14 protein-coding genes are annotated in these 12,627 nt (G+C 63.0%); 13 read left to right on the top strand and 1 reads right to left on the bottom strand.

Annotated elements, in window-relative coordinates; translation table 11 throughout:
• Window positions 1–59: 59 nt before the first annotated feature.
• The gene (locus tag CK221_RS10305; protein WP_095777641.1) at window positions 60–2,033 is read left to right on the top strand and encodes a bifunctional 2',3'-cyclic-nucleotide 2'-phosphodiesterase/3'-nucleotidase; all 1,974 of its coding nucleotides are present in this window, start codon (window positions 60–62) and stop codon (window positions 2,031–2,033) included.
• Between the two features lie 29 nt (window positions 2,034–2,062).
• Here the strand turns inward: CK221_RS10305 and CK221_RS10310 are convergent, their stop codons facing one another.
• Window positions 2,063–2,359 (bottom strand): hypothetical protein, encoded by a 297-nt coding sequence (locus CK221_RS10310; RefSeq protein ID WP_095777642.1) that lies wholly within the window; start codon window positions 2,357–2,359, stop codon window positions 2,063–2,065.
• 259 nt (window positions 2,360–2,618) lie between these two features.
• Here CK221_RS10310 and CK221_RS31065 point away from each other — a divergent pair, with 259 nt between their 5' ends.
• From CK221_RS31065 to CK221_RS10365, 12 genes are all read left to right on the top strand, one after another.
• Window positions 2,619–2,753 (top strand): hypothetical protein, encoded by a 135-nt coding sequence (locus CK221_RS31065; RefSeq protein ID WP_259979787.1) that lies wholly within the window; start codon window positions 2,619–2,621, stop codon window positions 2,751–2,753.
• A 104-nt stretch (window positions 2,754–2,857) separates the two neighbouring features.
• A complete protein-coding gene (locus CK221_RS10315) occupies window positions 2,858–3,148 on the top strand; it encodes a Dabb family protein (protein WP_066989660.1) in 291 nt (96 codons plus the stop codon).
• 70 nt (window positions 3,149–3,218) lie between these two features.
• Window positions 3,219–4,094, top strand: a complete 876-nt coding sequence (locus CK221_RS10320; protein WP_095777643.1) for a VOC family protein — start codon at window positions 3,219–3,221, stop codon at window positions 4,092–4,094.
• On the top strand, window positions 4,091–4,933 hold the full coding sequence (gene kdsA / locus CK221_RS10325) for a 3-deoxy-8-phosphooctulonate synthase (protein ID WP_066989664.1): 843 nt from the start codon (window positions 4,091–4,093) through the stop codon (window positions 4,931–4,933). The genes CK221_RS10320 and kdsA overlap by 4 nt, the downstream gene beginning before the upstream one ends.
• 79 nt (window positions 4,934–5,012) lie before the next feature.
• On the top strand, window positions 5,013–5,378 hold the full coding sequence (locus CK221_RS10330) for a PRC-barrel domain-containing protein (protein ID WP_066989666.1): 366 nt from the start codon (window positions 5,013–5,015) through the stop codon (window positions 5,376–5,378).
• 391 nt (window positions 5,379–5,769) lie between these two features.
• Window positions 5,770–7,044: a phosphopyruvate hydratase gene (gene eno, locus CK221_RS10335; RefSeq protein WP_066989668.1), complete on the top strand. Its 1,275-nt coding sequence runs from the start codon at window positions 5,770–5,772 to the stop codon at window positions 7,042–7,044.
• A gap of 167 nt (window positions 7,045–7,211) precedes the next feature.
• Window positions 7,212–7,535: a septum formation initiator family protein gene (locus tag CK221_RS10340; protein ID WP_066989670.1), complete on the top strand. Its 324-nt coding sequence runs from the start codon at window positions 7,212–7,214 to the stop codon at window positions 7,533–7,535.
• A gap of 178 nt (window positions 7,536–7,713) precedes the next feature.
• On the top strand, window positions 7,714–8,760 hold the full coding sequence (gene pdhA, locus CK221_RS10345) for a pyruvate dehydrogenase (acetyl-transferring) E1 component subunit alpha (protein ID WP_095777644.1): 1,047 nt from the start codon (window positions 7,714–7,716) through the stop codon (window positions 8,758–8,760).
• Between the two features lie 13 nt (window positions 8,761–8,773).
• The gene (locus tag CK221_RS10350) at window positions 8,774–10,165 is read left to right on the top strand and encodes a pyruvate dehydrogenase complex E1 component subunit beta (RefSeq protein ID WP_066989674.1); all 1,392 of its coding nucleotides are present in this window, start codon (window positions 8,774–8,776) and stop codon (window positions 10,163–10,165) included.
• A gap of 18 nt (window positions 10,166–10,183) precedes the next feature.
• Entirely contained in the window at window positions 10,184–11,548 is a 1,365-nt protein-coding gene (locus CK221_RS10355) for a pyruvate dehydrogenase complex dihydrolipoamide acetyltransferase (RefSeq protein ID WP_066989676.1), read from the top strand.
• Window positions 11,549–11,564: 16 nt separating this feature from the next.
• On the top strand, window positions 11,565–11,990 hold the full coding sequence (locus CK221_RS10360; protein WP_095777645.1) for a hypothetical protein: 426 nt from the start codon (window positions 11,565–11,567) through the stop codon (window positions 11,988–11,990).
• Window positions 11,987–12,625: an SGNH/GDSL hydrolase family protein gene (locus CK221_RS10365; protein ID WP_095777646.1), complete on the top strand. Its 639-nt coding sequence runs from the start codon at window positions 11,987–11,989 to the stop codon at window positions 12,623–12,625. The genes CK221_RS10360 and CK221_RS10365 overlap by 4 nt, the downstream gene beginning before the upstream one ends.
• Window positions 12,626–12,627 lie beyond the last annotated feature (2 nt).

Here is a 12,627-nt window from a genome sequence, read left to right on the forward strand (position 1 = left end):
TCGACGGCATGTTCCGATTGGGGGGCAGGGCATGTCGCGTTGTCTTAGAGGAGGAAACAATGTCACTTTTGCCCGTCTCCCGCCGCGAATTCCTGGCCGGAGCCGCCGCCAGCGGAGCGCTGATCATGCTGCATCCGTTCTCCGCCCGTGCCGCAGCCAATCAGGCGCATCTGAGGATCATGGAGACGACCGACATCCATGTGAATTTGCTGCCCTATGATTATTACGCCGACAAAGCGAACGACACGATGGGCCTGTCGCGCACGGCCTCGCTGATCGACGGGGTGCGCAAGCAAGCCACCAATGCGATGCTGATCGACAATGGCGACCTGTTGCAGGGCAATCCGATGGGCGACTACATCGCCTATGAAAAGGGCATGAAGGACGGCGACCTGCATCCGATCATGAAGGGCATGAACCTGCTCGGCTATGAATGCTCGACGCTCGGCAACCACGAATTCAACTACGGCCTGTCCTTCATGGACAAGGTGTTGGCCGGCGCCAATTTCCCCTTCGTGTGCGCCAACCTGATCCGGGGCACGACGCTCGCCACGAACCCGCGCGACGACAAGCTCTACCTCAAGCCTTATGTCATCCTCGACAAGAAGATCAAGGACGGTTCCGGCGCTGAGCAACCGATCAAGATCGGGGTCATCGGTTTCGTGCCGCCGCAGATCATGGTCTGGGACCTGAAAAACCTGGAAGGCAACGTCCAGACCCGCGACATTGTCCAGGCGGCCAAGGCCTGGGTACCGCAAATCCGCGAGGAGGGCGCCGACATCGTCATTGCGCTTTCGCATTCCGGCATCGATATCAAGCAGGGCGAAATGATGGAGAACGCCTCCTTCTTCGTCGCCGGCGTCGAAGGCATCGACGCGGTCTTCACCGGGCACCAGCATCTCGTCTTCCCCGGCAAGAAGGATTTCCAGGCGCTGGAAGGCGTCGAAACCGAAAAAGGCACTCTGCAGGGCAAGCCGGCGGTGATGGGCGGCTTCTGGGGCTCGCATATGGGCCTGATCGACCTGCTTCTTGAGCGCGACGGCTCGAAATGGCGCGTCGTCTCGGCCACCTCCGAGGCGCGGCCGATCTATGAGCGCGTCGACAGCAAGAACAAGGCTACGGTCGGCGACGACAAGCGCATCATCGCGGCGCTAGAGCAGGATCACGAGGCGACGCTCGCCTATGTCCGCCGCCCCGTCGGCAAGACGTCCGCGCCGCTCTATTCCTATTTCGCTTTGGTCGCCGACGATCCATCGGTGCAGATCGTCAATCAGGCGCAGAGCTGGTATCTCAAGGATATTTTGAAGAGCACAGAGTGGAAGGACGTGCCGCTCCTCTCTGCGGCGGCACCGTTCAAGGCAGGCGGCCGCAACGGCGCCGACTACTATACCGACGTCCCTGTCGGCGATATCGCCATCAAGAACGTCGCCGATCTCTATCTTTATCCGAACACCGTGCGTGCGGTCGAAATCACCGGCTCGCAAGTCAAGGAATGGCTGGAGATGTCGGCCGGCATCTTCAACAGGATCGAGCCCGGGAAGGCGGATCAGCCGCTGATCAACACCGATTTCCCCTCCTACAATTTCGACGTCATCGATGGCATCACCTACAAGATCGACCTGTCGCAGCCACCGAAATACGATACGAAGGGCGCCGTCGCCAATGCCGGCTCCAGCCGCATCGTCGATCTTAGATTCGGCGGCAAGCCGCTCGATCCGGCAGCGAAATTCGTGGTTGCCACCAACAACTACCGCGCTGGCGGCGGCGGCAATTTCCCCGATATCAATGCTTCGAAGATCATCTACGAGGCGCCGGACACCAACCGCGACGTGATCGTGCGCTACGTCATCAGCGAGGGCACGATCAATCCGTCGGCGGACGACAACTGGTCGTTCGCGCCGCTGCCTGGAACCAGCGTTGTCTTCGAGACCGGACCCAAGGCCAAGGATTTCATCGGTCAGGTGAAGTCGCTGAAGATCGAGCCGGCGGGCGAGGGTGAGGCGGGGTTTGCCAAATACCGCATTACCCTTTGACGTTGCGCGGCCGGGCCGGCCTGATTTGGCTAAGGCGAAGGGGTGGTCGCGGGCGTGGTGAGCGGCCCGGGGAAGGCCGGCTGGATCGACGTGCCGAGCGGATCGCTGGGCACGGTCAGCGGCGCCATTCCTCTCGGGTGGCGAATCTCCTGGATGGTCGATGTCGGCGTGTTGTTGACAAGGTCGCTGGCCCCCGGTGTCAGCGTCGGGGCAGTCAGCGCGCCCAGCGGGTCATTGGTGACTGTGGGCAAGGATACTTTTGCGTCAGCCGCACTTGCCGAGATCACGGCAAGCAGCAGCACGGCGACGGCTACGGTGCGGTTCAAGGAAGCCTCCTGTTGCGAACGACGCTCGGCGCTCGCCCGAGGATGCAGTGACGGCGCCGGACAGCCGGAAAAATGCCGGATGTCCGATCGCGGTTGCATCACGTTCGCATGAGACATTTGTGCTCGCACCGCAGCTCTCCAGGTAGCCCTGGCTGGGTCCCATGACGCCGGAAAGGTGCGTCGATTACAAAGCGGTGAATTGGAACGATTGCCGTGAAGGCGCTCTGGTTCCGTTTGAGGACATACGCTAGCTTTAGCCATGCGTTATGTGATCGTTATCGTCGCCATCACGTTCTTCCTGATCTGGGACGGCCTCTACAACCAGGGCCAATATCTCGACGCGACCGTCAGGGAGATGTCGCGCATCGTGCGTTACGTCACCGGCGCTGCCTGAGGCCCCGACGCTGCCGCTCGAACAGCGGGCGCGACATCGTTGCCGGTTGACGCGACGGCCTTGCTCCCACAAAACGCGTTCATCCGTCGATCAAGGAGGCTGGGTTGATCCGGCACATCGTTTTCTTCAGCGTGCGGCGCAAGGAGGATGTGGAGGCCGTCCGGTCAGGTCTTCAGGAACTGGGCAAGATTCCACATTCGAAACACTTCGAGGTGACGCTCAATACCAAGGTCGATTTGTTCTCAAACGCGATCGACGTGGTCGTCTATGCCGAATTCGAGGACGAGGCAGCGCTCGCGGCCTACCGGGCGCATCCGATCTATGCGGAGACGACCGGCAGGGTTAAACCGTTGCGCGAGCTGCGTTATTCGGCCGACGTCGTGGCCGCCGCCTGAGCCACGCCGTCCGCTCGCCTTCGACGCCAGGCCTTGAACCGATTTCCGCAATGGTGCACACCGCGCCGGCATGACGAAAACTTCGCCCCATCCGCTCGACCATCTCGTTCTGCCCACGCAGAGCCTCGACATTGCAAGGCAGCGCCTCTCGTCGCTCGGCTTCTTCGTCGCGCCGACCGGCGTCCATCCTTTCGGGACTGAGAACGCTTGTGTTTTCTTCGCCGACGGCACCTTTCTGGAACCGCTGGCCGTCGGCGATGACAAAACGGCCGATCGGGCGATGGGCGAGGGCAACGTCTTCGTCGCGCGCGACCGCCTTTACCGCAGCAGGCTTGGCGACGAGGGCTTCTCCGCGGTCGTCTTCGGGACCGCCGATGCAGATGCCGACCACGCGCGCTATGTCGAAGCGGGGCTGTCGGCAGGCAACATGTTGAGTTTTTCGCGCGCCTTCACCGACACCACCGGCAAAAGCGACACGGCATCGTTCAAACTGGCATTCGCGGCCGATAGAAAAGCACCGGACGCATTCCTGTTCGCCTGCCAGCGCATCAACGCGCCGCAGATCGACCGCACCGCACTGCAGGCACATGCCAATGGCGTGACCGGCATCGTCGAGATCGTGGCGGTGAGCGACGAGCCTTCGAGCCAGAGGGGACTGATATCGATCGCTGCCGGCCAGGGCGCGAGCGACGGCGACAGGACTGACCTGCCAAACGCGACCCTGGCCGTTCTGACGCCCGACGCTTTTGTCGCACGGTTCGGTGCTTCGGCAGGGCAGCCTTCGGACCTGCGTTTTGCGGCCGTCATCTTTGCGATACACAGCGTCGCCGCAGCCACCCAGCTACTTGCGGCCAACGCCATAGAGCACGACATGAGCGGCGACGATGTCGTCGTGCCGTCGGCACCCGGTCAGGGCGCAGCCTTCATCTTTCGGGAGATCCCATGAGCGAGCCCCTTGCGCCCAATGCCGCGGTAAGCGTCGGCAAGGTCGTTTTCGCCAACAATGCGCCCCTGTCGCTGATCGCAGGCCCCTGTCAACTCGAGTCGCGCCAGCATGCCTTCGACATGGCCGGCGCGCTGAAGGAACTGACCATCAGGCTCGGCATCGGGCTGGTGTACAAGACGAGCTACGACAAGGCCAACCGCACCTCGCTCGGCGGCGCGCGCGGTGCCGGGCTCGAGGCGGCGATGCCGATCTTCGACGCTCTGCGCAAGGAGTTCGGACTGCCGGTGCTGACCGACGTCCACACCGAGGAGCAATGCGCATTGGTCGCGCCGCATGTGGATGTGCTGCAGATACCGGCCTTTCTCAGCCGGCAGACGGATCTGCTGATTGCGGCGGCGCGCACCGGCAAGGTGGTGAACGTCAAGAAGGGTCAGTTCCTGGCGCCATGGGACATGAAGAATGTCGTCGCCAAGGTCACCGGTTCCGGCAACGCCAACGTGCTGGTCACCGAGCGCGGCGCCTCCTTCGGCTACAACACACTGGTGTCGGACATGCGAGCGCTGCCGATCATGGCCGAGATCGGCGCGCCGGTGATCTTCGACGCCACCCATTCCGTGCAGCAGCCGGGCGGGCAGGGCGGCTCGACCGGTGGCGAACGACGCTTCGTCGAGACCCTCGCGCGCGCCGCCGTGGCGATCGGCGTTGCCGGCGTGTTCATCGAAACCCACCAGGATCCGGACAACGCCCCCTCCGACGGCCCCAACATGGTGCCCTTGAAGAATCTTCCCACATTGCTGGAAAGGCTGATGGCGTTCGATCGGATCGCCAAGAGGCCGTAGCAGGGCAGCCGAAAATCTGGAACCTTCGCCCGCTCCCCTCATTGTCCACAACGGACAAGCAAATGAGAGGAGCACAACAATGACCACTCCGTCTGGCCACACCGAAGCCATTGCCGCCTCGCGCGTCATCGGCACCTCGGTCTACAACACCGCCGGCGACAGCATCGGCAGCATCGAGGACGTGATGCTCGACAAGATGTCGAACGGGATCATGTTCGCGGTCATCGGCTTCGGCGGCTTCCTCGGCATGGGCGAGAAGTATCACGCCATTCCGTGGGCAAGCCTCGACTATGATGAAAACATGGGCGGCTACGTCGTGCCTTTCACGAAGGAACAGCTCAAGGCGGCACCGGCCTACTCGATCGAGGAATTGACCGGCGCCGATGGTGAAGCGGCCCGCGATGCATCCTTCGAATACTACCACGTGAAGCCTTACTGGCACTGATCGGCCTGAGCGGCTGCTTCCAGAATCGAGAAGGCCCCCGGGTCCGGGGGCCTTCGAGCGTTGAGGAACCTATTCAGCGGTCCGAAGGGTGGATAGCTCCGTGGAGTTCTGCTGAGGCTTCTGGGTGTCGCAGGACGTTAGGAATGCCGCCGCGATCAGGAACAAACTCACGATACCGCTCAACTGGGACATGGCGAAACTCCTCGTGTTTCGCCCCGCGCAAACACGACCATAAATCAGAAGGGTGAGTCGTGCGCATGACTAATGATGACAAAGATTTGCGCTTCGTGAATCTTGTCACCGGCAATTATTGCGGACCGCCCAATTGCCTTTTGCCGGGCTTTGGCTAAGAGGGGCGCGACGCTTCAATCGATCAATCGGGGACATCGCAATGACCGCCATCATCGACATTGTCGGGCGTGAAATCCTGGACAGCCGTGGAAATCCGACCGTCGAGGTCGACGTGGTGCTGGAAGACGGCTCGATGGGCCGCGCCGCCGTTCCGTCGGGCGCCTCGACCGGCGCGCATGAGGCGGTCGAGCTGCGCGACGGCGGGCCGCGCTATCTCGGCAAGGGAGTCCAGGGCGCCGTCGAGGCCGTGAACGGCGAGTTATTCGAGGCGATCGGCGGCATGGAAGCCGAGAACCAGATCCATATCGACCAGACGATGATCGAGCTCGACGGCACTCCGAACAAGAGCCGGCTCGGCGCCAACGCCATCCTCGGCGTGTCGCTGGCGGTGGCCAAGGCCGCCGCCGAGGCCGCCGGGCTGCCGCTCTACCGCTATGTCGGCGGCGCCAAGGCGCACATCCTGCCGGTGCCGATGATGAACATCATCAATGGCGGCGCTCATGCCGACAACCCGATCGACTTTCAGGAATTCATGATCCTGCCGGTCGGCGCGCCGACGCTGCGCGACGGCGTGCGTTGGGGCTCTGAAATCTTCCATACGCTGAGGAAGAAGCTGAAGGATGCCGGCCACAACACCAATGTCGGCGACGAGGGCGGTTTCGCCCCCAACCTGAAGAGCGCGCCGTCGGCCCTCGATTTCATCATGGAATCGATCGAGAAGGCCGGCTTCAAGCCGGGCGAGGACGTGGCGCTCGGCCTCGACTGCGCGGCGACCGAGTTCTTCAAGGACGGCAACTACGTCTATGAGGGCGAGAAGAAGACCCGCGATCCGAAGGCGCAGGCCAAGTACCTCGCCAAGCTCGCTTCCGATTATCCGATCGTCACCATCGAGGACGGCCTTGCCGAGGACGATTGGGAGGGCTGGAAATACCTGACCGATCTGATCGGCAAGAAGACCCAATTGGTCGGCGACGATCTGTTTGTCACCAACACGGCGCGACTGCGCGACGGTATCCGCATGGGCGTCGCCAACTCGATCCTGGTCAAGGTCAACCAGATCGGCTCGCTCACCGAAACGCTCGACGCGGTCGAGACCGCGCACAAGGCCGGCTACACCGCCGTCATGTCGCACCGCTCGGGCGAGACCGAGGATTCGACCATTGCCGACCTCGCAGTCGCCACCAACTGCGGGCAGATCAAGACCGGCTCGCTGTCGCGCTCAGACCGCATGGCCAAGTACAACCAGCTCATCCGGATCGAGGAAGAGCTCGGCCGGCAGGCGCGCTACGCCGGCAAGTCGGTGGTCAAGGGCTGATCCGGACAAACTGTCTTGGTTGTTGAAAGAGGCGGAGAGGCGGGTTTCCCCGCCTCTTTTTGTTTCGGCAAGTCTCAGTCCAGCCAACCGTAACCGTCCATTAAGCACAATCGGGCGAAAAAAGACTCGAACAGCCGCTTGCGCTCGCGGCCGAAAGGGTTCGGGTCATGTGGACACGTCAGCACAAGCAGAGAAACACCGGCAAGCTGATCGTTCCGTCGCTCTGCGTGCTGTTTCTCGCCTATTTCGGCTTCCATGCCTATCACGGTGAGTTCGGCATCTACTCCAAATATCGGCTGCAGGCCCAGGCGGCCGAACTCCAGACTCAGCTCGACGCGGTCAAGGCGCGCCGGATCGACTTCGAACGTCGTGTCCAGCTCATGCATGAAGGCACGCTGGAAAAGGACATGCTTGACGAGCAGGCCCGAAAGGCGCTCAATCTGTCCCATCCGGACGAAATCACCATCATGCTGCCGGCTTCGGCAAAATAACCGAATTTCGGTTAATCAAACTTATTTGCAATGATTCTAATCGCTTAGGATGCATGTCAGCCATGCATTTTTCAGCATGGCGCATTGCATTCTTGCGTGTTAGCCTCGCTCAAATCGGTGGGGAGACGGGTCGCTCTCCCTTGAATGTCCGCGAAGAGACGCCAACAGGGAGTGATGTATGGCCACCGCCGCCAGAAAAGCGCCTGCCAAGTCCAAATCCAGATCCGACGGCAAATCGTCGGCCCTTTCCACCCCCAAGCCAGCCGACTTCACCAAAGAAGAAGAGCTCTCCGCCTACCGGCACATGCTGCTCATTCGCCGCTTCGAGGAGAAGGCGGGCCAGCTTTACGGCATGGGCTTTATCGGCGGCTTCTGCCACCTCTATATCGGCCAGGAGGCCGTCGTTACCGGCATGAAGATGGCGCTGATCGAGGGCGACCAGATGATCACCGCCTATCGCGACCATGGCCACATGCTGGCGATGGATCTGTCGCCGCGCGGCGTGATGGCCGAGCTCACCGGGCGCCGTGGCGGCCTGTCGAAAGGCAAGGGCGGCTCCATGCACATGTTCTCCAAGGAGAAGCATTTCTATGGCGGCCACGGCATCGTGGGCGCGCAGGTGTCGCTGGGCACAGGCCTGGCCTTCGCCAACCGCTACCGCGACAACAAGAATGTCTCGCTGACCTATTTCGGCGACGGCGCCGCCAACCAGGGCCAGGTCTATGAAAGCTTCAACATGGCCTCGCTGTGGAAGCTGCCGGTAATCTACATCATCGAGAACAATCGCTACGCCATGGGCACATCGGTGTCGCGCTCATCCGCCGAGACCGACTTCTCCAACCGCGGAGCTTCCTTCAAGATTCCCGGCATCCAGGTCGACGGCATGGACGTTCGCGCGGTCAAGGCAGCCGGCGACGTCGCCGCCGAATGGTGCCGCGGCGGCAACGGCCCGCTGATCCTCGAGATGCAGACCTATCGCTATCGCGGGCATTCGATGTCCGACCCGGCGAAGTATCGCTCCAAGGAAGAAGTGCAGAAGATGCGCTCGGAGCACGACCCGATCGAACAGGTCAAGGCGCGCCTGATAGATAAGAGGTGGGCGAGCGAAGACGATCTCAAGGCCGTCGACAAGGAGGTCCGCGACATCGTCGCCGACGCCGCCGAATTTGCCCAGCACGACGCCGAGCCGGATCCGTCCGAGCTCTGGACCGACATCGTACTCTAAGGAGGGCACGGACATGCCGATCGAAATTCTCATGCCCGCTCTCTCGCCGACGATGGAAGAGGGCAATCTTTCCAAGTGGTTGAAGAACGAAGGCGACAAGGTCGTCGCCGGCGACGTCATCGCCGAGATCGAGACCGACAAGGCGACGATGGAAGTCGAAGCCGTCGATGAAGGCACGCTCGCCAAGATCGTTGTTCCGGCCGGCACCGAAGGCGTCAAGGTCAACGCGTTGATCGCCGTGCTTGCGGTCGACGGTGAAGACGTCGACAAGGCCGGCGAAGGCATCGGCGAAGAAGAGCCCAAGGCTGAAGCGGCCGCGCCGGCACCGGCGCCCGCCGCGGCCAAAAGCGAGGCGGCTGCGCCTGTCGCCGCCGCGCCGAAGGCGGAAGTCGCGGCCGATCCGGACATCCCTGCCGGCACCGAAATGGTCTCGACCACGGTGCGCGAGGCGCTGCGTGACGCGATGGCCGAGGAAATGCGCCGCGACGGCGACGTCTTCGTCATGGGCGAGGAAGTTGCCGAATACCAAGGCGCCTACAAGATCACACAAGGCCTGCTGCAGGAATTCGGCCCGCGCCGCGTCGTCGACACCCCGATCACCGAGCACGGCTTTGCCGGCGTCGGCGTCGGCGCAGCCATGGCAGGCCTGAAGCCGATCGTCGAGTTCATGACCTTCAACTTCGCCATGCAGGCGATCGACCAGATCATCAATTCGGCCGCCAAGACGCTCTATATGTCCGGCGGCCAGATGGGCGCACCGATCGTCTTCCGCGGCCCGAACGGTGCGGCCGCCCGCGTCGCCGCCCAGCACTCGCAGTGCTACGCCGCCTGGTACAGCCACATCCCCGGGCTGAAGGTGGTGATGCCCTACACGGCAGCCGACGCCAAGGGCTTGCTCAAAGCCGCGATCCGCGATCCGAACCCGGTCATCTTCCTCGAGAACGAAATCCTCTACGGCCAGTCCTTCGACGTGCCGAAGCTCGACGATTTCGTGCTGCCGATCGGCAAGGCGCGCATCCACAAGCAGGGCAAGGACGTCACCATCGTCTCCTTCGGCATCGGCATGACCTATGCGGTCAAGGCCGAGGCCGAACTGCGCGGCATGGGCATTGATGCCGAAATCATCGATTTGAGAACCGTCCGTCCGCTCGACTTCGATACCATCATCGCTTCAGTCAAGAAGACCAACCGGCTGGTCGTGGTGGAGGAAGGCTTCCCGCAGAGCTCGGTCGGTGATCACATCGCCAGCCAGGTGTCGCAGCGCGCCTTCGACTTCCTCGATGCGCCGGTCATCACCATCGCCGGCAAGGACGTGCCGATGCCTTACGCGGCGAATCTCGAGAAGCTGGCGCTGCCCAATGTGGGCGAGGTCGTCGAGGCGGTCAAAGCCGTCACCTATCGCTGAGCCGGTCGGGAGGACAACATGCCAATCAACATCACCATGCCGGCTCTCTCGCCCACCATGGAAGAGGGCAATCTCGCCAAGTGGCTGGTCAAGGAAGGCGATCATGTTGCGCCCGGCGACGTGATCGCCGAAATCGAGACCGACAAGGCGACGATGGAGGTCGAAGCCGTCGATGAGGGCACAGTCGCCAAGCTCGTCGTTCCGGCAGGCACCGAAGGCGTCAAGGTCAATGCGGTGATCGCCATCCTGGCCGGCGAAGGCGAGGACGCCGGTGCTGCCGCAAAGAGCGATGGCGGGGCGGCGCCCAAGGCGGAGGCTCCGAAAGCGGACCCTGCGAAGGCCGAGGCGCCCAAGGAAGCGCCGAAGCCGGCACCCGCGCCGGCGAAGGCCGAGCCTGCACCGGTCGCCAACGGCCACGCCGGCGGCGAGCGCGTGTTCGCCTCGCCGCTCGCCCGCCGCATCGCCAAGGATGCCGGTGTCGACGTGAAGGGGCTTAGTGGCTCCGGTCCGCATGGCCGCGTGGTGAAGGCCGATGTCGAGGCGGCGATCGCTTCCGGCGGCGCCAAGGCTGCGCCTGCCGCCAAGGCTCCTGCCGGTGCGCCCGCAGGCGCTCCTGCCCCCGCGCCGAAGCCGATGTCGGACGATCAGGTGCTGAAGCTGTTCGCGGAAGGCTCTTACGAACTCGTTCCGCACGACAATATGCGCAAGACCATTGCGCGCCGCCTGGTCGAGGCCAAGAGCACCATTCCGCATTTCTATCTGACGCTCGACTGCGAGCTCGATGCGCTGCTCGCGCTGCGCACGCAACTCAACGCCGCGGCCCCAATGCGGAAAACCGAGAAGGGCGAGGTCCCGGCCTACAAGCTCTCGGTCAACGACATGGTGATCAAGGCGATGGCGATGGCGCTGATGGCGGTGCCGGACGCCAACGCCTCCTGGACCGAAAACGCCATGGTCAAGCACAAGCACGCCGATGTCGGCGTCGCCGTGTCGATACCCGGCGGCCTGATCACGCCGATCATCCGCCATGCCGACGAAAAGACGCTGTCCGTCATCTCCAACGAGATGAAGGATCTGGCAAGCCGCGCACGCGGCCGCAAACTGAAGCCCGAGGAGTACCAGGGCGGCACCACGGCCGTGTCCAATCTCGGCATGTTCGGCGTCAAGGATTTTGCCGCCGTTATCAACCCGCCGCACGCCACGATCCTTGCGGTCGGCGCCGGCGAGGAGCGCGCCATCGTGAAGAAAGGCGAGATCAAGATCGCCACCATGATGTCGGTGACGCTGTCGACCGATCACCGCGCCGTCGACGGCGCGCTCGGTGCGGAGCTGCTCGGCGCCTTCAAGCGCATGATCGAAAACCCGATGGGCATGCTGGTGTAAGGAAGGGAAAAAGGCGGTGCGGAATTTCTTCACCAGCCTTTTCGCCTTCATTCTTTCCGGTCTGGCCGGCGTACTTGTCGTTCAAGAGCTGGCGGTCATCACCGGCGCGACAGAGGAATGCATTCTGGTCTTCGCGGCCACGGTGATGATCGTCGTTGTGGTCACGGTCGCCTTCTTCCTCGTTCAATTCCGAGGCAAGCCGGTGCGGGCGCTCGATGGGATGCTGTGGCTGCTGCTTGCGCTTTTCTGTCTCGGGCTGCTGGCGCTGGTGGGCTGGACGTTTTCGGTGCCGGCCGAGAGCCGGGCGACCGCAAATGACCTTTCGATCGTTGCCGGGCTGATCCTGCCGGGCGCAGCGGCGATCATCGTGCAATGGCTGTTCGTGCGCTGGCAACTCAAGCGCTCGTCGGCGGGGTTCGGCAGGGGTGGGGCAAGCGCATGAAGACTATTCTCTGTTACGGCGACTCGCTGACCTGGGGCTACGACGCTGCCAACCTCGGGCGCCATGCGCTGGAGGACCGCTGGCCCAGCGTGCTCAAGACGGCGCTGGGCGACGGCATCGAGGTCATCGCCGAAGGGCTGAACGGCCGCACCACCGCCTTTGACGATCACCTCGCCGGTGCCGACCGCAACGGCGCGAGAACGCTGCCGACGATCCTTACGACGCACGCGCCGCTCGACCTGATCATCATCATGCTGGGCGCCAACGACATGAAGCCGTGGATCCACGGCAATCCCGTAGCCGCAAAGCAGGGCATGCAGCGCCTGATCGATATCGTGCGCGGCCACGACTATCCGTTCGACTGGCCGGCTCCGCAGATTCTCATTGTCGCGCCGCCCGCGGTGACGCGCACCGAGAATGCCGAATTCAAGGAAATGTTCGCCGGCGGCGATGACGCCTCGAAGCGGCTGGCGCCGCAGTATTCTTCGCTTGCCGACGAGGCCGGCTGCGGCTTCTTCGACGCCGGCACCGTGGCGACGACCACGCCGCTCGACGGTGTCCATCTCGATGAGGAAAACACGCGGCGGATCGGTCAGGCACTGGCCCCCCTCGTGCGTGTGATGCTTTCATTCTAACC

Origin of the sequence: Mesorhizobium sp. WSM3868, assembly GCF_002294785.1 — a bacterium.
Classification (GTDB): domain Bacteria; phylum Pseudomonadota; class Alphaproteobacteria; order Rhizobiales; family Rhizobiaceae; genus Mesorhizobium.